Source organism: Nucisporomicrobium flavum, assembly GCF_016464385.1.
Lineage (GTDB): Bacteria > Actinomycetota > Actinomycetes > Mycobacteriales > Micromonosporaceae > Actinoplanes > Actinoplanes flavus_A.
Window position 1 is genome coordinate 57,524 of the sequence record NZ_JADMLH010000015.1, and the last position, 19,991, is coordinate 77,514.

The following is a 19,991-nucleotide window of genomic DNA, read 5'->3' on the forward strand; positions in this document are numbered from 1 at the left end:
TATGGAACCGACCGCCGAACTCAACGGGGATTTCAGCGAGCCGGGCACCGCGGCGGTGCCCTGGGCGAAGATCGAACGGCTGCTCGAGGATTCGGAGATGTTCTGGCTGTCGACCGTACGCCCGGACGGCCGCCCGCACGTGACCCCGCTGCCCGCCGTCTGGTGGGAGGGCGTCCTGCACTTCTGCACGGGTGACCAGGAGCAGAAGTCGGCGAACCTCGTCCGCAACCCGGCGGTCGTGCTCACCACCGGGGTCAACCGGCTGCGCGAGGGCGTCGACGTCATCGTCGAGGGCACCGCCGTCCGCGTGACCGACCGGCACCGGCTCACCGCGCTCGCCGGCCTGTGGAAGTCGAAGCTGGACTGGGACTACGAGGTCGGCTCGGACGCGTTCCGGGACCCCGACGGGCGCACCGGCTGGGTGTTCGGGGTGGCGCCCGCGAAGGTGCTGTCCTTCGGCAAGAGCCCGTACACCCAGACCCGCTACCGGTTCAGCTAGCGAGGATCGCCCGGAGCCGTTCGGCGCTGCGGCGTACGTCCGCGACCGGCCCCTCGCCCACCGGCTCGCCGGTGAGGATCGTGTCCTGCTCGAGGACCCACCAGCCGTCGTAGCCGTGCCGGCGCAGCGCCGCGGCGACCCGGGCGAAGTCCACGTCACCGTCGCCGATGGGCCGGTACATGCCCGCCGCGACCGCCCCGGTGTACGTGAGCCGCCCGGCGCGGACCTTCGCGGCCAGCGCGGCGTCGACGTCCTTCGCGTGCACGTGCGCGATGCGCTCGCCGGCCCGCTCCGCCAGCTCGACCGGGTCCGTACCGCCGATCAGCAGGTGGCCGGTGTCCAGGCACAGCGCCACCTGCGAGCCGTCGAGCACCCGGTCGACGTCCTCCGGCGTCTCGACCATCGTGCCGACGTGCGGGTGCAGGACGGCGGTCAGGCCCCTCGCGCGGGCGGCTCCGGCGATGCGGTCGAGGTTCGCCAGCACCCGCTTCCAGCCGTCGTCGCCGAGGTCGGGGCGGTCGTCGTACCCGTCCCGTCCGGTGGCCGCGGCGAGCACCACCGTGTCCGCGCCCGCCGCCACGAACCGGTCCAGGTCCACGACCGGCTCGCCCTCGTGCAGCACCACCGGGACGAACCCGCCCACCGCGGTCAGCCCGATCTGCCGCAGGATGTCGTCGGAGGGCAGAAAGCCGTCCGGGCCGAACTCGGTCGCGGTCAGCCCGACCTCGCGCATCTCCCGCAACACCCGGTCGGCCGGCAGCTGGTGTCCCCAGCCCGGCACCTCGCAGACACCCCAGGAGATGGGCGCTCCGGCGATCTTCATGCGGCACTCCTCACGTCGGTCATCCGTACCGGCCGGTGCTCGCGCAGTGACAGGGTGCACGCCTCGGCGATCCAGCCCGCCTCCACCGCGTCCGCGACCGTGCACGGGCTCTCCCGCGTACCGGCCACGACCTCGGTGAACGCGGTCAGCTCCCGCCGGTACGCCGACGCGAAACGGTCCATGAAGAAGTCGTGCGGTGGCCCGGCCGGGAACGACACCCCCGGCTCGACCGAGCGCAGCGGCAGGCGGTCCTCCAGCCCCACCGCGACGCTGTCGGCGGTGCCGTGCAGCTCCAGGCGTACGTCGTACCCCCGGCCGTTGTAGCGGGTGTTCGACACGACCGCGATCGTCTCGTCGTCGAGGGTGAGCACGGCGGCCGTCGTGGCGGCGTCGCCGGTCCGCGCGAACACGTCGTCGCCCCGGGCGCTGCCGGTCGCGTACACCTCGACCACCTCGCGGCCGGTCACGAACCGGATGATGTCGAAGTCGTGCACGCTGCAGTCGCGGAAGATGCCGCCGGAGGCGGCGAGGTAGGCGGCGGGCGGCGGGGCCGGATCCAGCGTCGTCGACCGTACGGTGTGCAGCCGGCCCAGCTCCCCGGCGCGCACCGCCGCCCGCGCCGCGACGAAGCCGGGATCGAACCGCCGGTTGTACCCGATCTGCACCACGGCACCGGCGCAGTGCCGCAGCACCTCCTCGGCCTCGGCGGCGCCCCGGGCCACCGGCTTCTCGCAGAACACGGGCAGCCCCGACTCGACCGCCGCGAGGATCAGCTGAGGATGCGCGTCGGTGGCGGCTGCGACGACCACGCCGTCGAGGTCGCGGCGCAGCAGCTCGGCGGGGGTCGCGGCGGCCTCGGCGCCGACCGTCGCGGCGACCCGTTCCGTGACCGCGGGCAGCGCATCGCACACGACCAGCTCGACGCCCGGCAGCGAGCTGAGCGTCCCGGCGTGGAACGCGCCGATCCGTCCCAACCCGATCAGTCCGATGCGCACCCCTCGAGGATGCGAGCGCCGCGAAGGCCGTCACAACCGCTGCCGGCCATCAAAAACACCTCAGCTTGAGGATTTGTCCGTCCTGTACGGGTCGGCCGAAAGTCGCAGGGGGACCGGGGGAGATCCGGCTCCGAGCCGATGCGCGGACCCGCCCCGGACGGCCAAGCTCGGTGTCCTGCAGAAGCCTCGCGGAGGCGTCGACCGGAAGGACCGCCATGACCATCGACGACGACAATCGGCCCGCGCGGCAGCGGGTCACGCTGACCGGGATCAGTTCCCGCGCCTGGGAGCACCCCGCCGACCGTGGCGCGCTCACCGCCCTGCGCGAGCTGCGTGGCTTCGACGACGTGGTGAAGGCGTTCTTCGGCATGTGGAACGAGCGTGGGTTCCGCCTGCAGTACCTGGCCGGCTCGATCCGCGTCGACCACCGCCAGTACCCCCGCGTCTACCAGCGCTTCACCGAGGCGGCTGCCACCCTCGACGTGGCCGAGCTGCCGGACCTGTACGTCACCCAGGACCCGATCATCCACGGCCGCGCGATCGGCATGGACCGGCCGTTCATCGTGATCACCACGGCGGCGGTCGAGAAGCTCGACGACGACGAACTGCGCGCGCTGCTCGGCCACGAGATCGGGCACGTCCGCAGCGGCCACGCCGTCTACAAGACGATCATGATGATCCTGACCCGCTGGGCCACCAACGTCAGCTGGATCCCGATCGGCGCGCTCGCACTGCGGGCCATCATCGTGGCGATGTACGAATGGTGGCGCAAGGCGGAACTGTCGGCCGACCGCGCGGGCCTGCTCGCCGGCCAGGACCCGGCTGCCTCCATCCGCCTGCTGATGAAGATGGCCGGCGGTGGCGACCTCAGCCAGATCGACACGGCGGCGTTCCTCGAGCAGGCCGCGGACTACGAGGGCGGCGGCGACCTGCGCGACAGCATCCACAAGATCGGCATGACCGCGTGGAGCAGCCACCCCGTACCCGTCGCCCGCGCCGCCGAGCTGCGCAAATGGGTCGACTCCGGCGACTACGCCCGCATCCTCGGCGGCGACTACGACCGCCGCGACGGCGACGGCAACGCCTCGGTCACCGGCGACGTCAAGGCCGCGGCCTCGCACTACCGCGAGACGTTCGAGAATTCCCAGGACCCGCTGATCTCCCTGGCCCGCCGGGTGACCGGCGGCGCGGCGGACCTCGGCGACTGGGCCGGCACCCAGGCCGGCAAGGCCCGCAACTGGGCCGGCACGGCGGCCGACGCCGCGGGCCGGGCCGCCCGCCGCGCCACCCGCCCGGCCGACGAACCGGGCCCGGCCGGCGACACCCCGCCCACCGCCTGACCCCGGTCGGGGCGTCACCGGCCTCCCAGCCCCGGGCCGGCGACGCCCCGCCGGCCTTTCCGCTGCCTCGGCCCGGCGGCTTTCCCGCTGCCTCGGCCCGACGGCTTTCCCGCTGCCTCGGCCCGGCGGCTTTCCCGCTGCCTGGCCCGGCGGCCTTTTCCGCTGCCTGGTCCGGTGGCGTGCCGGCGGCTTTCCGCCGGCCGGGCCGGTGAGGTGCCCGGCGGCCTCTCCTGGGCGTCCGGGAGACTGGGCCGATGGTCGAGGTCGTCATCGGGTTCGCGGCCGGGCTGCTCATCGCCGTCCTCACCACGCCGGTCGGCGTCTCCGGGGCCGTCTTCCTCCTGCCCGTCCAACTGAGCATGCTGTCCGTGCCCAACCCGGCGGTCACCCCGACGAACCTGCTGTTCAACGTCGTCTCCGGCCCGGGCGCGCTGCTCCGGTACGGCCGCCGCGGGGCGCTCACCGGTCCGCTGACCCGGCTCATGCTCACCGGCACCCTGCCCGGCGTGGTCGTCGGTGCGATCATCCGCGTGTACGCCGTCCCCGGCCCGCGCGCCTTCCGGATCATCGTGGCCGCGTTGCTGCTTCCGCTGGGGGCGTGGCTCTGTGCCCGTACGCTCAAACCCGCAAGAAAGACCCGCCCCAAGCCGGCGCCCTCCTCGCGCAGCGTGACCGGCATGTCCCTGGCAGTCGGGGTGGTCGGCGGCATCTACGGCATCGGCGGCGGCTCGATCCTCGGCCCGATCCTGGTCGGCCGCGGCATGCCGGTCGCGACGGTCGCACCGGCCGCGCTCGCCTCCACGTTCGTCACCTCCGTCGCGGGCGCCGGCGCCTACGCCGTCCTCGCGCTGGGTGAGGGCGGCGAGATCGCGCCGCACTGGGTGGTCGGGCTGTCGTGCGGCCTCGGCGGCCTGATCGGCGGCTACCTCGGCGCGCACCTGCAACCGCGGATGCCGGAGAAGGGCCTGCGGCTGCTGCTCGGCGGCATGGCGATCGCCGTCGCCGGGCTGTATGTCGCCCTCACGGTCGCAAATTAGGATGGGCGCGTGCAGACCCGGGCCGGAACCCCACGACCGATCACCCGCTACGGCAACCCCGTGCTCCACCGCCGCTGCGCGGACGTGACGGTGTTCGACGAGACGTTGCAGCAGCTCGTCGCGGACATGTTCGCCAGCATGGCGGCGGCCGACGGGGTCGGCCTGGCCGCCAACCAGATCGGCGTCGACGCCCGCGTCTTCGTGGTCGACTGCCCCGACGAGACGGGTACGCACGTCGTGGCGCACGTGGTCAACCCGGTGCTGCACCTCCCGGACAACCGCGGCCTCGACGTGGACAGCGAAGGCTGCCTCTCGGTCCCGGGAGTACGAGCCGACATCGGCCGCCCGGCAACCGCCTCCGTGACGGGCGTCGACATGCACGGCGAACCGATCCGCATCGAAGGCACAGGCCTCCTGGCGCGCTGCCTGCAACACGAGACCGACCACCTGGACGGGCTGCTGTACGTCGACAAGCTGCCCACCAAGCAGCGAAAGAAGCTCCTCGCACAGAGCGCGGAGGCGCCGGGCGTGGGGGTCGCTGAGTAGACGCCGGCGGCCTCAGCCGGCATTTGACCGGCGGCTCCGCCGTGCCGTGCGGGCTTGCGCTGACCGGCGGCTCCGCCGTGCCGTGCGGGCTTGCGCTGACCGGCGGCTTGACGTGCGGTGAGCCTTCTCCTGACCGGCGGCTTGGCATGCCGTGGGGTGCGGTGCGGCCGTCGGCTGACCGGCGCGGCCATCTTGCTGACCAGGGTGTCCGGTGTGCTGATCGGGGCGACGCCGACCCCGACCGGCGGGGCACGCATCGGTAGTTCGGCGCCCCACGATGATCGCCGGTACGGATGGACAACAACCGCGCCGGTCGATACTCTTTGTCTCGACGCCGTTGCGAGTTCTTCCCCCGTGGAATTCGCAGCGGCGCTCTTATTTTCCGGCTCGGTCGGTCTCTTCCCGGCCCAGTCGCTCTCTTTCCCTGCCCGATCGGTCTCGGCTCGCTCCGTGTCGGCTCACTCCGTCTCGGCTCACTCCGTCTCGGCTCACTCCGTCTCGGCTCGCTCGGTCTCGGCTCGCTTGGCTTTCTGGGTCAGCGCCGACCCTTCACGGCTCTTCCCGGACACGGCCGGCCATCTCAGCTTTCCGACTCCGTTCTCCTCGGCCGCAATCGCTCACCTGAGCTTCGCCCTTGTCTGGCCGCGCGTGCTCGTCTGGCCGTGCGTGCTCGTCTGGCCGTGCGTGCTCGTCTGGCCGTGCGTGCTCGTCTGGCCGTGCTTGCTCGTCCGGCCCGCTTGCTCGTCCGGCCCGCTTGCTCGTCCGGCGGCGCCTGCTCGTCAGGCGGCGCTGATCGGGATCTTCGTATAGCCGCGGATCGCGAGGCTGTCCCGCTGCTCCGGTTCGCCGACGAACGCCAGCTCCGGGAAATGGGTGACCAACGCGGGCAGCGCGATCTGCGCCTCGAGCCGGGCCAGCGGCGCCCCCACGCAGTAGTGGATGCCCCCACCGAACGACAGCGGTGCGTTGTCTGAGCGGGTCAGGTCGAGCCGGTCCGGGTCCGGGAACCGCTCCGGATCGCGGTTGCCCGCCCCGAGGTACGCCACGATGCGTTCGCCGCCGGAGATGCGTACGCCCGCGATCTCGACGTCGTCCCAGGCCACCCGGCTGAGCAGTTGCACCGGGCTGTCGTACCGGAGAAGTTCCTCGACCGCGCCCGGCGCGAGACCGGAGTCCTTGCGCAGCAGCGCGAGCTGATCGGGGTTGCGCAGCAGCGCGACCAGGCCGTTGCCGAGCAGGTTCGTGGTGGTCTCGAACCCGGCGGCGAACAGCAGCCCGGCCATCGTCAGCAGCTCGTCGTCGGTGAGCTTGTCGCCGTCCTCCTCGGCCAGGACCAGCGCGCTGATCAGGTCATCGGCCGGCTTGCGCCGCCGCTCGGCGGCCAGCCCGCTCAGATACTCGCGGATCGTCGTGGCCGCCGGGTCGGCCGTCGCCAGCACCTCCGGCGTGATGATCTCCAGCACCTGCGTCCAGTCGCGGACCAGCCCCTGGAACTGGGCGCGGTCCGGCTCGGGAACGCCCAGCAGCTCGCCGATGACATTCACCGGCAGCGGGAACGCGAACGCCTCGATGAAATCGACCTCGCCGCTCATCCGTACGAGCAGGTCACCGACCATCTCGGCGATCCGCGGCCGCAACGCCTGCACCCGACGCGCGGTGAAGGACGAACTGATCAGGCGGCGCAGGCGCGTGTGATCCGGCGGATTCATCGTGAGAATGCTGGTGAACAGCTGCCGCAGCGCCGGATGATCCCGCCACCCCGGGCTGACGAAATCGATCATGTGCGAGGGCATGTGCCCCAGCCGCGGATCGCGCGTCACCGCAACGCAATCGGCATGCCGGGTGACAACCAGCGCGCCGTCGTCGGCGCGGACCAGCGGAGAGATCTCCCGCAACCGGCGATACCGAGGGTACGGATCCTCGCGCCCCTCCATCCGCGTCAACTCGTCGAGCAGCGTCGATACCTCAGCACTCTCCACGATGTCCGTCATGGCGCCGATCCTACCGGCGGGTTGAGCGACGTACGTCCATGGTTTACGCTCGGCCGAAGTGTTATCAATCTGAGTTTACGGTCGTTCGCGACGTCCAGCATCGGGGGATGTGCAGCCGTACGGTTGCTCATGGACGTCGATGCGACGGCCGATTTCGTCGGTACGATCCGCACGCCTGGCAGCTGGGTTGCGGGGTGGTGCGGTGCTCGGTTGACTGACCGTCGGGTTGGTTGGTCGTCCGGTGCCCGGGTTGTTCGGCGCTCGGGTTGTTCGGTGCTCGGGTTGTTCGGTGCTTGAGTTGTTCGGGTGCTCGGGTTGTTCGGGTGCTCGGGTTGTTCGGGTGCTCGGGTTGCCCGGACAGGTGGCTCGGATGCCGGGGCAGTTGCTGCTCGGTTGCTCGGCAGTCTGCTGCCGGGTTGTTTGTTGCTCGGTTGTTCCGCAGTTCGTTGCAGGATGCTCGACATGTCGGTTCCTTGGATGCCGATTTGTCGGGTTGTTATTGATTGATCGCGTAGTTGCTCGGCCGCTGATCAGCTGTTCGGCAGCCGTGTGATCCGCACCGCGCCGCTGGCACTCGTGGTCCTGAAAGGCCCGCCCGGAATCGGGCCGCCCCGCCTGCCGACCACGCGGCCAACAAGTCGCACCACGTCGTCGTGGTCCCGGCGAGGAGGGGAAAGGCATGCCCCGCGAGTTCTCCATCGCCGACAAGCTCGATCGCCTCTTCAAACAGGTCCGGCCCCCCGGTCAGGGGGAGTTCAGCTACATGGCCGTGGCCGAAGCCATCCGAGCCGACCAGGGCATCCAGATCTCCCACACGTACATCTGGCAGCTCCGTACGGGCCGCCGCGACAACCCGACGATCCAGCATCTGAAGGGCCTGGCAACGTTCTTCGGCGTACCGGTCGCCTACTTCCTCGACGACGGCGAAGCTCGAAAGATCGACGACCAACTGGCCCTGCTCCGTACGCTGAGAGACGCCCAGGTCACAGAGATCGCGCTGCGGGCGGCAGATGTGTCCCCCAGCAGCAGAAACACGATAGGTGAGTTGGTACGCAAGGTCTGGGAACTGGAACGCGACCGGGCCAAAGGGGACGACTGAGCGGGTGCCGGGCCGCGTTGGTGCCGAGCTCGCGTGGGCTGGCTTGGTTTCTGAAGGCGCGTCACGCCGCCACAGGGTCCAGGCTGGTCACTTGCCCTCCAGCAGGCCGTTCTTTGACGACTTGTCCGCTCGCCGGCCCTGTTCCGCACGCGGCGGGTGCGGCGCCGTCGGCCACCGCTCCTTGGTGATATGTCCGTCAGCTGACTCCGGCAGTGGAATGGAGACGGGCGAAGGCTCTGGGCTCGTCGCGAAGGTGGGCAGCACTGACTGCGCTCAACCAAGCGATCTCGTCGGCCAGCTCGCCGCCCACGTCCGTCCATCTCGGGTCCGCTGTATCTGTGGGAGGCGCTCCCGGTGAGCTCTGGCTGATCGCGCCTGCCGTGCCCACCGCGCCTGCCGCGGGCGCCGCGCCTGTTCTGCCTGCCCGGGTTGTTGTGACCGGCGCGCCTGCTTCGTCGGCTGCGGTTGCTGCGTGGTGTCGGTTGAGGGCGAGCGCAATTCCGCATGCCTCCACGAGCGCGGGCGTCGCGCGGTCGCCGAGAAAGGCGCGGGCCTCTTTGAACGTGTCGCTGGGGAGATAGTCGCGCAGTGCCAGCAACCCGTCGCGAATCTCGATGACCCTCCGGTAGAGCCGCAACTGAACGTCTTCGACGCCGGCGAGCTCGACGAGCGCACGCCGGCGCGAGAAAAGGATGACTTCCGGGAACGTCCGGCGCATCGTTCGCCACAATGGAGTGAGGGCCCTGAGCGAGCGGTAGGCGCGTACCAGCGAACGAAGCTTGCCGCCCGCCGGCACGGCCGCGCCGATCACCGCCAGGATCGTGCCGATGGCGCGGACTGCGTTGGCGATCGGCTCGATCGTGTCGACCGTCATCGTGAGGCCACACGCGTGCAGGATGACCAGCGCGGTCTTGAGGATCGCGTACAGGGCGATCATGAGAAGCCCGATGGTGATGGCATGCAGCCCTTGGCGTAACAAGCCCGGCGGCGCAGACCGGCGTACGCGCCAGAACAGCCTGCTCGCGATCACCAGAACGGCGCCTAGATATCCATTCAATACCACCCAGTACGCCGCCGCCGCCGGCGCAATGGCCGTGCTCAGAAGCTCGGTGCCCTTCGTGGTGATACCGCCCGGCGTGACGATGCAAAGAATCAGCAGCGACGCCACAACTCCACCCGCCAGCAGCGCCTGATGACGAGCGGCCCTCGGGTGCGCCGGGTAGTACGCCGTCAGCAGGGAGATGAAGCGCAGCAGGAAGAAGGCCACCGCGATGCCGAGGAAATGGGGAATCACCTGCGGCTGGGAGACGAAATCGGCAAGGAATCCGTTGACCCCAGGGGTGGCGACAGTTTTGGTCACCGCCAGCGTGAGAAGCATCGCCCACATCGCCCGCTGCTGGGCATCCCGCCACAGGGTGGGGAGGCGGACCAGGACGGAGCCCCAGAGCAGGACGAGGACGACCCCGGTCAGCGCGCCGTTCAAGAGCGGAAGTTCAACACGTCGGCGACTCGGCTGAGAGTGCCGCCGAGCAGATCCGGCGGCGCGACCGGCTCGGCGGCTCGCGCGCGGATCAGGGAGGCCAGCATCTCGGCTTCCCGCTCCTGCGACGTCGTGTAGCTGACCCGGCCGAGCACGGTCCGCACCGTACGAGGATCCAGGTCGGGAACCAACCTCGCCAGCGCGCCACCGCTCACGTCGAGCTTGGTCGTGTGGCCGCTCAGCATGTGCGCCAGCTCGTGCAGCACGATGTGCTCGGCGTGCAGACGCGACGTGTCGGGATCGTAGAAGACGTAGTCCGCGGTGGGCACCGAGATCCACAGCCCGCACGGGGCCCCGGCGCTCAACCCGGGTGTCGGCTGGAGCGTCAGCGGCCGGCCGCGACGAGCGGCGACGACCGCGCAGAATGCGTCCAAATCGAACGGTTGCGGTATGGGCATGCCTTGAAGGAGAAGCTCGCAGCGCTTGCGCAGCCGACTCACCCGATCCCCCCGGTCTCGGTCTATCGGTTCGCAAGGCTACCCCGATCTGTCATCACGCCGACCGGGCATTTCGGTGCGAACGTCAGGAATTTGCCAATCCAACTGCAATTCGTGAGCGGTTGGCTTTTCCTGCCAGGACTGCCCGGCGCGGTGGCCGATCGGTTGTCCGACATCCGGCGGTGCTGCGGCGTAGTGGGTAGTGGGCTGTCCCCGGTCGAGGGGTCCCGTGGCGTAAGGGGTGGATGGCGTTCCCTGGTCCGGGGTTGCCGTGGCGTAAGGGGTGGATGGCGTTCCCTGGTCCCGGGGTGCCGTGGCGTAAGGGGTGGATGGCGTTCCTTGGTCCCGGGGTGCCGTGGCGTGGTGGGTTGCTGGTTGTACCGTGCTCGGCGGTGCTGGGGTGTGGCGGATGGCCGGCCTTTCTCGGCTCGCCGATGCCGAGGCGCGGTGAGCAGGAGTGATGGGCGCCGGGCCGCTGGGCAGCCGTACTTCAAAGCGGCACCCGGCCTCGGTGTTGTGTGCGTGTACCTGACCGCCGTGCGCCTCCACCAGCCCACGGACGATCGCGAGCCCCAGCCCGCCGCCTGTTGCCTCCTCTTGAGGCCGCGGTGTGCGGGCGCGCTCGCCGCGGAATGCCACGTCGAACACCCGCGGGAGGTCAGCTTCGGGAATTCCGCCGCAGGTGTCGGAGACCGACAGCCAGATCTCGCCGGGCCCGGCGCCTGCTGCGATCTCCACGGTCCCGTCGCGAGGCGTGTAACGCACGCTGTTCACCAGCAGGTTCGAGATGACACGCGTCAATTCCGGTTCGCTGGCCGTGGCTGTCGGCCAGACGGACTCCCGCGTGACGATGCGGACTCCTCGCTGCGCCGCAAGAGGAGTGGTGGTGGCGATCGCATCGGACACGATGTCGCGCAACGCCACGCTCGCCATCTTCAGCTGCAGCGCGCCGGCGTTGATGCGGCTCAGCTCGAACAGATCGTCGACGAGCTGACTCATGCGGTCCGTCTCCGTGCGGATCCGCCGGTGATACTCGGCCACCGTCACCGAATCGCTGACCACATTGTCTTCGAGCGCCTCTGCCATGGCGCGAAGGCCGGCCAGCGGCGTTCGGAGGTCGTGCGAGACCCACGCGACCAGCTCCCGCCGGCTCGCCTCCATCTGTCGCTCGCGTTCTCGCGCCTGGACCGACCAGACGGATGCGGCGGCGAGCCGGCGGCCGAACGTGGCGCCGACGGTGAGGCTGACCGTGGCGGAGGCGAGCACCGTGGTGAGGACGACCTGCAGGTCGTGTGCCGAGAGGAACATCGCCTGCGCGACCGCCGCGACCCCCGCCACCACGGACGCGACCGTGATCGTGAGCATCACGCAGATGTGCATGATGATCGAGCGGTGGCGCAGCAGCCGCAGTGAAATCTCGCCGATAAGGCCGACAACCGCGCCTGCCGCCAGTGCGTACAGCCCGATGAGCAGAAGGTCACGCACGGCCGGTCACCCGCTCGTACCGGTATCCGGCGCCGTACGACGTCAGGATGCGCTTGGGCGAGGCGTCCTCAGGCTGGATCTTGGCACGCAGCCGCGCCATGGCGGTGGTGACCGTCCCGGTCTCCCCGACCGACCACCCCCACACCTTCTCCAGCAACTGCTGGTGGCTCCAGGTGCGGCCCGGGTGCGCCATGAGGAACGCCAGCAGATCGAAGTCGCCCTTGGTGAGCTTGACCGGTGCGCCCCCGATCGTGGCGACGCGTCGGGACGTGTCGACGATCAGATCGCCGTCGACGAGCACCGGATGCGGCTTGTCCGTCTGGGCCGCCCGTCGCAGGATCGACCGGATCCGCAGCGTCAGCTCGCGCGGAGAGAACGGCTTGGTCACGTAGTCGTCCGCGCCCACCTCAAGTCCGGCGACGCGATCGGGCTCCTCGCCCAGGGCAGTGAGCATCAGAACGGGCAGTTCAGGCGCATCCTGGCGTAGCCGCCGGCACACTTCCAGGCCGTCGATGCCGGGCATCATCAGGTCAAGGACGACGAGATCGGGCATCTCGGCCGAGGCAGCTGCCAGCGCGGCCTCGCCGTTCCCGACCAGCCGGACACGGCAGCCGTCCTGCTCAAGGTAGCGCCGGACGACATCGCTGACGGTCGGATCGTCGTCCACGACCAGAACGTGGTGAGTCACGACAGCGACGCTACCCATCGGAGGGCCCGGGAGGGGACTTCTGGCTTCTTACGGTGTTCTGACGAATTCGACCAAGACGCCGGATGAGCATGGTCGCCAGCACGACGGCCCAGATGGATGCCAGCACCAGGATGAGGCCGAGCCCGTACCGCAGGGGAAGAGCGGATGGGTTGTCGGAGCTCCGTCCGTAGCCGAGCACGAACGGCAGGGCCACGACGCCCACCGAAAGACTGATGATGGCGGCGGCGCGAACGAGGCGACCGGCTCGGGTAACGAGGCCGCCCGCGGCGATGACCACGGGCATGAAGAGGCCGTCATGGCCCGCGACCATCGCGATCAGGAACAACAGGACCCCGCCCAGCTTCAGCCCGGGTTCTGTGGTGGCTCCGAAGACGGCATAACCCATGAGTAAGCCACCGGCCACGATCAGCGCCCGTCTGGTGGTGCCCACGCCGGCAGCGGCCCGCAGCCCCTCCTTCTGTGGGGGACGAAGCCTGTGAGGGTTCGCCATGGTCGCACCACCTTCCGCGACGCGTTCGCTTGCCGCGTGGCTCCCACCGGTCCGCAAGCCGGGCTCCGTCTGCCGGCCGCCATCGTTCGCCACACCGCTTTGGTCGGACGTCATTTGTCCCGCCGGAAGGTAATGCGTCCGACCCACTTCGTCTGCAGGACTCCCGGCCTGTTCGGAGCGATGAGCCGCGCCGGGTATCCGTGATCCAGGTGCAGTGGTTCGCCGTTGAGCCCTAGTGCGATCAGCGTCCAGTCATCCCGAATGTGCGTGGGCGCCACGGTCGAGACGCGGTACCGGCCGCCCTGCTGCAAGGACTCAACCTCGGCGGAGGCTTCGCCGGGATCGAGGCCGACCATCCTGGCCAGGTCGCCGAGCCGTACGCCGCTCCATGTGCCGCTCGCACTCCAGCCCTCGACGCAGGCGATCGGCAGCACCACTGTGTGCTGGGCCAGCGAGGCAAGCTCGGCGAGCGACAGCGAGAGCTCGTCGTCCGGTCCCCTCACCACGAGCCTGTACGCAGGATCCAAGGCAAGGTCCCGCACTCCGGCGCCGGCTGCCGTCTTGTTCACCGGCAGGCGCTGGGGCCCGACGGTGGGACGGCGAGGTGCCAGGACGGAGACGGGGCTCAACGGCGCTACGGTCTGACCGACCGTCGCCAAGGTGATTACTCCGGCCGCGGCGCCGACCGTACCCAGCAGTTCCCGCCGGCTGATGCCTCCTGGCCCCTTGTCGGCGACTCGGCGAGCGAGACTGTCCCTGACAGTGGGCAGCTTGACGCCGATATGAACCAGCAATGCGCCGACGGCCAGCCATGCTCCCCAGTAGTGCCCGGTAGTGAAGAAGAACGGAAGAGCTCCATACCAGCGAGAGACATTGAGCAACCCTCCGACGACCTGGAACAGGGCCGCCGCAACGAGCGCCGCGATGCTTGCGCGTTCCAGAGCATGACCTATCGAGCGCACCGCCGGGCGCTCGAAGAGCCTCGGGTAGACCGACCAGAGTTTGGCTCCCAGCAGGGGTACGCACGCCAGACCGGTCGCCACGTGAAGCCCCTGCGTGAAGCGGTAAAGGCCCGCGGGTCGCGACGGCCACCAGAACCAGGCCGGAGGATGCTGAATGAGGTGGCTGGTGAGCCCGGTAACGAAACAGACGGCGAAGGCGACGCCCAACGCGATGCCGAGCTGACTCGTCAATCGGGTCGACCGCAGCTCGGAATGGAACGACTCGGGGCTCACCAGATCAGGAAGTCTCAGATCCTTTCCAAGGACGCGAACCATCGCCCCGCCTCCTGCCAGGTGTCAACCGGGTGCAGGGCAGCCGGCCCCGCAAAGGTGGCGAGGTCGTCGGCAGCCACCTCCGCCCAGCGGAAAGCCGCGGGCGGTCGCTCGCTGGCCCCGCGTACGGTTGCTCGTCCGGCCCAGCTCTGCCCGCCGGGTGACGACAACTCGACGTGGATGCGCCCGGCCCTGCCGATGAGCTCCCGGCATCGGCGAAGAAGCGCGGAGGGATCACCACCGATGCCGATATTGCCGTCGGCGAGTAGGACGTGGTGCCAGCGACCGTGCCCCGGAACGGGTGTGAAGACATTTCTCCGCAGCGCAGCCGCCCCTCGCCGTCGCGCGATGCTGACGGCCATCGGGCTGATGTCGATACCAAGGGCGGCGTGTCCGAGCGCGCTGACGGCAACAGTGAGACGACCCGGGCCGCATCCCACGTCGAGCGTGGGTCCCGAGCAGCGGCGGACCAAACCCTCGTCGCCGGAGATGTGGTCGCGATACCACTCCGCCGCGTCGATCATGCGTTCCCTGCCGAAGGCGTCCTGCAGGATGAGCTCGGCACCGCGGCTCTCCTCGGCAGCCCGCAGCGCCTCGTCATAGACGCTCAGCACCTCAGCACTCATGGCGCAGTGCCTCCACGGCGGCTCTGAAGCTGCTTTCCGGGCGGCACAGCGTTGCGACGGATCGCGCGTCGGCGACCGTGTCGACATCCCGCAGGACGGGCAGAAGCCGAACCCGGAGTCCTCGATCACGCAGCGCGGCGAGGGTCAGCTGGCCTGTCCGGTCGGTGGACGTCGGAATTTTGCGAAGAACCTCAGCGTGCGAACGGTCCCGTAGCCCCAGCGTCCACCATCCACCGTCCTCCGCCAGCCCGAGCGTGGCGTCGGCCCCGGCGTAGTCGCCCGCGTCTTCCAGCATGTCGGCGGTGACCTGCGGGGTGTCCATCCCGAGCAGCACGGCCGAGTCGCCGCCGGCATCCGAGAACGCGCCGGTGAGCCGATCACTCAGCGGCCCGCCGCGTTGCGGCAGCGTCTGCCAGCCAGGCGGAGCGGGGTACGAGCCGTCAACAACCAACGTGCGTGACGCCGCGGGGGCCGAGCCGACGGTGACAAGGGTGTCGGAGAGCGCGGCGGCGGCGACCTGCGCTGCCTGCTCATAGGTCCACGGCGGGCACAGCCGCGTCTTCACACGGCCCGGGACGGGCGCCTTGGCGAGAACGAGGAACTGGGTCATCGAGCCAGCACCGCCCGCATGTCACGGACCGCTCGGGCAGTGCCTCGGACAGTGCCGGTCACCTTCGAGCGGGTACCTTCGGTGCGCGGGTGATACGGCACGTCGAGCTCGAGCACTCGCCACCGGGCGCGGCCCGCGGCTATCAACAACTCGAGCGGGTAGCCGAAACGACGGTCCACCAGGTTCAACGCGAGAAGATCCGCCCGCCGTGCTGCCCTGATCGGCCCGATGTCGTGAACGTCCAGTCCGGTCGTCCGGCGTACGCGGCGAGCCAAGAGCGCATTCCCTGCGCGAGCGTGAAGGGGCCATGCGCGCCGGGATGTCGGGCGCCGCCGTCCGACGACGAGGTCGGCGGTGCCCTGCCGTAGCGGATCGGTCAGCCGGGAAAGCTCTCGCGGGTCGAAGGACCCATCGGCGTCGAGGACACACACCAGGCCGTCGTCCGGATCCGCCGCGATCAACCCGGCATGCACCGCGGCGCCGTATCCCGGCTGCGACACGCAGATCACACGAGCGCCGTGTGCCCGCGCTACGTCAGCGGAGCCGTCGGTGGAGCCGTTGTCGGCGACGATCGGGTGAAAGCCCGCCGGCATGCGGGTGAGCACCCATGGCAGGGCGGGCGCCTCGTTCAAACAAGGCAGCACGACATCGGTCATGGACGGGAACGTATCGCCGGTCCCGGCCCGGAAACCCTTACAAAGTAACGACGGATGCCGCATTCTTACGAAGTTCTGACGGCTGCGCCGAGCTGTTCTCATCGGTCCTCGACCGGGCCTATCTTCGGCGTCGTGACCCATGTGCTCGTGACCGGCGGCGCCGGATTTATCGGATCTCATGTGACGGCCGCACTCGTGGCGACCGGGCACCCCGTGTCTGTCGTGGACTGCGGTCATCCCGCGGCGCATCGGACGGCTCTCCCGCCGTCCGTGGCGGGTGCCCCGGTCGACGTCGTCGATCTGCGCGACCGTGATGCGGTCCGGCGCAGCCTCCGCGGTGTCGATGCCGTCGTCCATCAGGCAGCCATGGTCGGGATGGGTGTCGACCTTGCCGATCTTCCCGACTACGTCAGTAACAACGACCTCGGGACGGCGGTGCTGCTCGCCGAGATGGCTCACGCCGGCGTCGGCCGCATGGTTCTGGCGAGCTCCATGGTGGTGTACGGCGAGGGGGCGTACGAGTGCGGGGATCACGGGCCGCAGCGTCCGCAACCGAGAGCGGTGGCCGACCTCGTGGCCGGCCGCTTCGAGCCGTCCTGCCCGCTCTGTGGCGCCGGTCTGACGTCGGTGCTGGTGGCAGAGGAGGCGCCCCTGGACCCGCGGAGTGTCTATGCCGCCACCAAGCTTGCTCAGGAACATCTCGCCGCAGCTTGGGCGCGACAGACTGGCGGCTCCGTGGTGGCGTTGCGTTACCACAACGTCTACGGGCCCGGGATGCCGCGGGATACGCCCTACAGCGGGGTTGCGGCGATGTTCCGGTCTGCGCTCGAAGCCGGTCGCTCACCTCGAGTTTTCGAGGACGGCGGTCAGCGTCGGGATTTCGTCCACGTCGGTGATGTGGCGCGAGCGAACGTGCTGGCCCTGTCCGCCGAGACGGAAGGATTCTCGGCGTACAACGTCGCGTCGGGGCGACCCGCGACGGTGTTGGACATGGCGGCTGCTCTGACCGGCGCGATGGGGGGACCGCAGCCCGTTGTCACTGGCGAATTCCGGCTCGGGGACGTGCGGCACGTGGTGGCCTCCCCACGACGTGCGGAGGTCGAGCTCGGCTTCCGTGCTGAGATCGAGCTGGCCACGGGCATGGCCGACTTCGCTCGCGCCGCGCTGCGCTGATGATCAGCATGGCCGCCGTTCGGAGCCGTCGATCGGAACGGCGGAAGGTCGATGCCGTCGAGCCGAGCCGTCGTCCGGTCGACCGGAGGGATGCCGCAGCTGCCATCGTTGCGGTGGCCCTCGTGGCCTTGGCCGCCTTGATCGGTGGGCTCCTGTACCTCAACGGCCGGCCGGTGCAGGCAAGCGCGGCGCCGTTCTACGCTCACTGGCTACCGCATCTGGGCCTCGGAACTCCGCTGGCTCTCGCCGTTGGGGCGCTCGTCGTGTGGCAAGGATTCATGGTCGCGGAGCGGCTGTCCTGGCGCGCTCTCGTTGGCACTGCCTACGTCGCGGCTGTGGCATGGACGTTGAGCTTGGCCCTGGTCGACGGGTGGCATCGCGGCGTGGCCGGCAGGTTGTCGACTGGGCCGGAGTACCTGCACGAGGTCCCGGGGATTACGGACGTCTCGGAGATGCTCGGAGACTTCACCGGCCGCATCCTCGCCTTTCAGCCGGATTCCTGGACGACGCATGTGGCAGGCCACCCGCCTGGCGCACTCCTCGTCTTCGTCTGGTTGGAGCGGTTGGGCCTCGGTGGCGGTGCCTGGGCAGCCATTGTTTGTGTCCTCGTCGGCTCACTGGCGGCTATTGCAGTGCCGGAGACCGTACGGCTCCTCAGTGCTTCCGGCGAGGCAGCGGCTCGAGCAGTCGTACCGTTCGCGGTGATCTTTCCTGGCGCGGTCTGGGTCGGTGCATCCGCCGATGGAATGTTCGCCGGCGTCACGGCTGTTGGTGTCATGCTTCTGACCCGCAAGCGCGCGATGACGGCCGTGGCGGGAGGAGCGCTTGTCACCTTCGGCGCCTACCTGTCCTACGGGTTGGTGCTGCTTGCGCCCCTAGTCCTTGTCGCCACGCTGGCAGGGAGAAAAGCGCCCGGGGGAGACGGGACCCGGGCAGCCGCGGCTTCGCGGAGAACTGCAGGGGGCGTCACCTCGTCCGGCCGAGAGCCGAGGACAGCCGCGGTTGCCACCGTACTGGGCGGCGCCCTGGTAGGCGGCGTGGTCGTTATAGGCGCTTTCTCTGTAGCGGGATTCTGGTGGCTGGACGGCTACCACCTGGTTGTCGAGCGCTACTACCAAGGGCTGGCCAGCATCCGCCCGTACGGCTACTGGGTCTGGGCCAATATCGCGGCTCTGGTGGCTTGCGCAGGGCCCACGGCTGCAGTGATCGCTCGGCGAGCCGTAGCGCAGGTGTCATGGGACGCCACACGGCTGTTGCCGCTCGCCGCCGCTGCCTCGATCGTTGCAGCCGACCTGTCCGGGCTCAGTAAGGCGGAAACCGAGCGGATCTGGTTGCCGTTCGCGGTCTGGTTCGCCGCCGGTGCGGCGATGTTGCCCCTGCCGGGCCGGCGTACCTGGCTGGCGGTTCAGGCGGCGACGGCCCTGCTGGTCAACCACCTCTTGCTGACGAGTTGGTGATGCAGAGTGCTGAACGCCAGTTCGATCATTCAGGAGCTGAGGCGGTGGTGGATGTCCATCAGGCGTGGCGGGTCAGGCGAGCTTGATGCGTACCCGGCGGTTCTGGCGACCCTTGCTCTCCACTTTCACCACCTGGATGCGGCCCACCTGGGCCGTGGAGGCGACGTGCGTACCCCCGTCGGCCTGAACGTCGAGGCCGACGATGTCCACGACGCGGATCTCGGGGTCGTCCAGCGGCGGCAGCGCGTCCTGGGTGCGCACCAGGTCCGGAATCGCGAGAGCCTCCTCGCGGGGCAGGACGCGCGCGACGATCTTCCGGTCGGCCGCGATCTCGGCGTTCACCGCGTCCTCGAGGGCCTGCTTGAAGCCGGGCGGCACCTCGGGCAGGTTGAAGTCCATACGGGCCTCGCCCGGCTGCATGTTGCCGCCGGTGACCAGGGCGCCGAAGTCGCGGAACACCGCACCGCACAGGATGTGCAGGCCGGAGTGCGTGCGCATGAGCGTGCTGCGGCGTACGTCGTCGATGGCTCCCCGGACGCTCGTGCCGGCCCGCGGCACGGGGTCGCCGGGCGCCGGGATGAGGTACAGATCGTCGCCCTTGCGGGTGTCGACGATGCGGGTCTGCACCCCTTCCCAGAGGAGCACGCCATGGTCGGGCGGCTGGCCTCCGCCGCCCGGGTAGAACGCCGACCGGTCGAGCACGATGCCGGCCTCCGGGTCGGTGGGATCCGACCATACGACCGTGCAGTCCCATTCGCGGATGGTCGGGTCCACCCAGTCGAGGCGGTGAGTGTGTCCGTGCTGCTCGAACGCCATGGAGGAAGCCTAGACCGATAGCTCACGCCATCAGCTCCTGCGCTTGGGCGCGTGTACTACGAGCGCGGTAGTCGGAGTGGCTCCGGTACCGCATCGAGCGGTTCTGGGGGAGCCTGCGGTACCGCGTGCGGACGACGCGACGCGGGTGGGTCCGCGCGTACGGTGACCCACGTGGCGCTGAGCGGAGTTTCGGCAGGTGGGGCGCGGCGGCGGGGTGCGTCGGCCGTCCGTCGCTCCACCGCGCTTCGGACCTCGGGCGGGGATAGGAGCGGCGGGGTACAGGGCCGCGGACGTCAGCCGTCCAGAGCGGCAGGCCGGGAGATGTCCGCAGCCGTAGCCGTAGCCGCTGCCGCTGCCGCAGCCGCAGCCGCAGCCGTAGCCGCAGCCG

At 69.8% G+C, this 19,991-nt stretch carries 19 protein-coding genes and 1 pseudogene; 7 read left to right on the top strand and 13 right to left on the bottom strand.

What is annotated here, in order from left to right; all coding sequences use genetic code 11:
* The first annotated feature begins 1 nt into the window (after position 1).
* Positions 2-499 carry a pyridoxamine 5'-phosphate oxidase family protein gene (locus IT780_RS29675; RefSeq protein ID WP_199515102.1) on the top strand — a complete coding sequence of 166 codons (498 nt, stop codon included), beginning with the start codon at positions 2-4 and terminating at the stop codon, positions 497-499.
* On the opposite strand, the gene IT780_RS29680 is transcribed toward IT780_RS29675, so the two are convergent.
* Together IT780_RS29680 and IT780_RS29685 are read right to left on the bottom strand one after the other, a co-directional pair.
* Positions 492-1,322, bottom strand: coding sequence for a TIM barrel protein (locus IT780_RS29680; protein WP_199515103.1), 831 nt, complete (start codon positions 1,320-1,322; stop codon positions 492-494). The genes IT780_RS29675 and IT780_RS29680 overlap by 8 nt on opposite strands.
* Positions 1,319-2,317, bottom strand: a complete 999-nt coding sequence (locus IT780_RS29685) for a Gfo/Idh/MocA family protein (protein ID WP_199515104.1) — start codon at positions 2,315-2,317, stop codon at positions 1,319-1,321. Before IT780_RS29685 ends, IT780_RS29680 begins: the two co-directional genes overlap by 4 nt.
* Positions 2,318-2,532: 215 nt before the next feature.
* Here IT780_RS29685 and IT780_RS29690 point away from each other — a divergent pair, with 215 nt between their 5' ends.
* The 3 genes from IT780_RS29690 (at position 2,533) to def (ending at position 5,240) form a co-directional block, all read left to right on the top strand.
* Positions 2,533-3,657 carry a M48 family metallopeptidase gene (locus IT780_RS29690; protein ID WP_199515105.1) on the top strand — a complete coding sequence of 375 codons (1,125 nt, stop codon included), beginning with the start codon at positions 2,533-2,535 and terminating at the stop codon, positions 3,655-3,657.
* Between the two features lie 254 nt (positions 3,658-3,911).
* Positions 3,912-4,694 (top strand): sulfite exporter TauE/SafE family protein, encoded by a 783-nt coding sequence (locus IT780_RS29695; RefSeq protein WP_199515106.1) that lies wholly within the window; start codon positions 3,912-3,914, stop codon positions 4,692-4,694.
* Positions 4,695-4,703: 9 nt separating this feature from the next.
* Positions 4,704-5,240, top strand: a complete 537-nt coding sequence (gene def, locus IT780_RS29700) for a peptide deformylase (protein ID WP_199515107.1) — start codon at positions 4,704-4,706, stop codon at positions 5,238-5,240.
* Positions 5,241-6,019: 779 nt separating this feature from the next.
* On the opposite strand, the gene IT780_RS29705 is transcribed toward def, so the two are convergent.
* On the bottom strand, positions 6,020-7,174 hold the full coding sequence (locus IT780_RS29705) for a cytochrome P450 (RefSeq protein ID WP_233413749.1): 1,155 nt from the start codon (positions 7,172-7,174) through the stop codon (positions 6,020-6,022).
* A 736-nt stretch (positions 7,175-7,910) separates the two neighbouring features.
* On the opposite strand from IT780_RS29705, the gene IT780_RS29710 reads away from it, so the two are divergent.
* Positions 7,911-8,330: a helix-turn-helix domain-containing protein gene (locus IT780_RS29710; protein WP_199515109.1), complete on the top strand. Its 420-nt coding sequence runs from the start codon at positions 7,911-7,913 to the stop codon at positions 8,328-8,330.
* A 196-nt stretch (positions 8,331-8,526) separates the two neighbouring features.
* Here the strand turns inward: IT780_RS29710 and IT780_RS29715 are convergent, their stop codons facing one another.
* From IT780_RS29715 to IT780_RS29755, 9 genes and pseudogenes are all read right to left on the bottom strand, one after another.
* Positions 8,527-9,813 (bottom strand): MAB_1171c family putative transporter, encoded by a 1,287-nt coding sequence (locus tag IT780_RS29715; RefSeq protein ID WP_199515110.1) that lies wholly within the window; start codon positions 9,811-9,813, stop codon positions 8,527-8,529.
* Complete coding sequence (locus IT780_RS29720) at positions 9,810-10,310, bottom strand: hypothetical protein (RefSeq protein ID WP_199515111.1); 501 nt, start codon at positions 10,308-10,310, stop codon at positions 9,810-9,812. The genes IT780_RS29715 and IT780_RS29720 overlap by 4 nt, the downstream gene beginning before the upstream one ends.
* Positions 10,311-10,745: 435 nt before the next feature.
* Positions 10,746-11,792, bottom strand: a pseudogene (locus tag IT780_RS29725) (sensor histidine kinase); the annotation flags it as partial.
* Positions 11,785-12,480 (bottom strand): response regulator transcription factor, encoded by a 696-nt coding sequence (locus IT780_RS29730; RefSeq protein ID WP_307831455.1) that lies wholly within the window; start codon positions 12,478-12,480, stop codon positions 11,785-11,787. The pseudogene IT780_RS29725 and the gene IT780_RS29730, both read right to left, overlap by 8 nt.
* Before the next feature lie 10 nt (positions 12,481-12,490).
* Complete coding sequence (locus IT780_RS29735; RefSeq protein ID WP_199515114.1) at positions 12,491-12,991, bottom strand: hypothetical protein; 501 nt, start codon at positions 12,989-12,991, stop codon at positions 12,491-12,493.
* Between the two features lie 110 nt (positions 12,992-13,101).
* Positions 13,102-14,268: a molybdopterin-dependent oxidoreductase gene (locus IT780_RS29740; RefSeq protein ID WP_199515115.1), complete on the bottom strand. Its 1,167-nt coding sequence runs from the start codon at positions 14,266-14,268 to the stop codon at positions 13,102-13,104.
* Positions 14,241-14,891, bottom strand: coding sequence for a class I SAM-dependent methyltransferase (locus tag IT780_RS29745; protein WP_199515116.1), 651 nt, complete (start codon positions 14,889-14,891; stop codon positions 14,241-14,243). The genes IT780_RS29740 and IT780_RS29745 overlap by 28 nt, the downstream gene beginning before the upstream one ends.
* The gene (locus IT780_RS29750) at positions 14,881-15,501 is read right to left on the bottom strand and encodes a TIGR04282 family arsenosugar biosynthesis glycosyltransferase (protein ID WP_199515117.1); all 621 of its coding nucleotides are present in this window, start codon (positions 15,499-15,501) and stop codon (positions 14,881-14,883) included. The genes IT780_RS29745 and IT780_RS29750 overlap by 11 nt, the downstream gene beginning before the upstream one ends.
* A complete protein-coding gene (locus tag IT780_RS29755; protein ID WP_199515118.1) occupies positions 15,498-16,157 on the bottom strand; it encodes a glycosyltransferase family 2 protein in 660 nt (219 codons plus the stop codon). The genes IT780_RS29750 and IT780_RS29755 overlap by 4 nt, the downstream gene beginning before the upstream one ends.
* A 132-nt stretch (positions 16,158-16,289) precedes the next feature.
* Between IT780_RS29755 and IT780_RS29760 the strand changes: the two genes are divergently transcribed.
* Together IT780_RS29760 and IT780_RS29765 are read left to right on the top strand one after the other, a co-directional pair.
* Positions 16,290-17,330 carry an NAD-dependent epimerase/dehydratase family protein gene (locus tag IT780_RS29760; RefSeq protein WP_307831456.1) on the top strand — a complete coding sequence of 347 codons (1,041 nt, stop codon included), beginning with the start codon at positions 16,290-16,292 and terminating at the stop codon, positions 17,328-17,330.
* A complete protein-coding gene (locus tag IT780_RS29765) occupies positions 17,330-18,787 on the top strand; it encodes a hypothetical protein (RefSeq protein WP_199515120.1) in 1,458 nt (485 codons plus the stop codon). Before IT780_RS29760 ends, IT780_RS29765 begins: the two co-directional genes overlap by 1 nt.
* Positions 18,788-18,859: 72 nt before the next feature.
* Here the strand turns inward: IT780_RS29765 and IT780_RS29770 are convergent, their stop codons facing one another.
* Positions 18,860-19,603 (bottom strand): alanyl-tRNA editing protein, encoded by a 744-nt coding sequence (locus IT780_RS29770; RefSeq protein ID WP_199515121.1) that lies wholly within the window; start codon positions 19,601-19,603, stop codon positions 18,860-18,862.
* Positions 19,604-19,991: the final 388 nt, after the last annotated feature.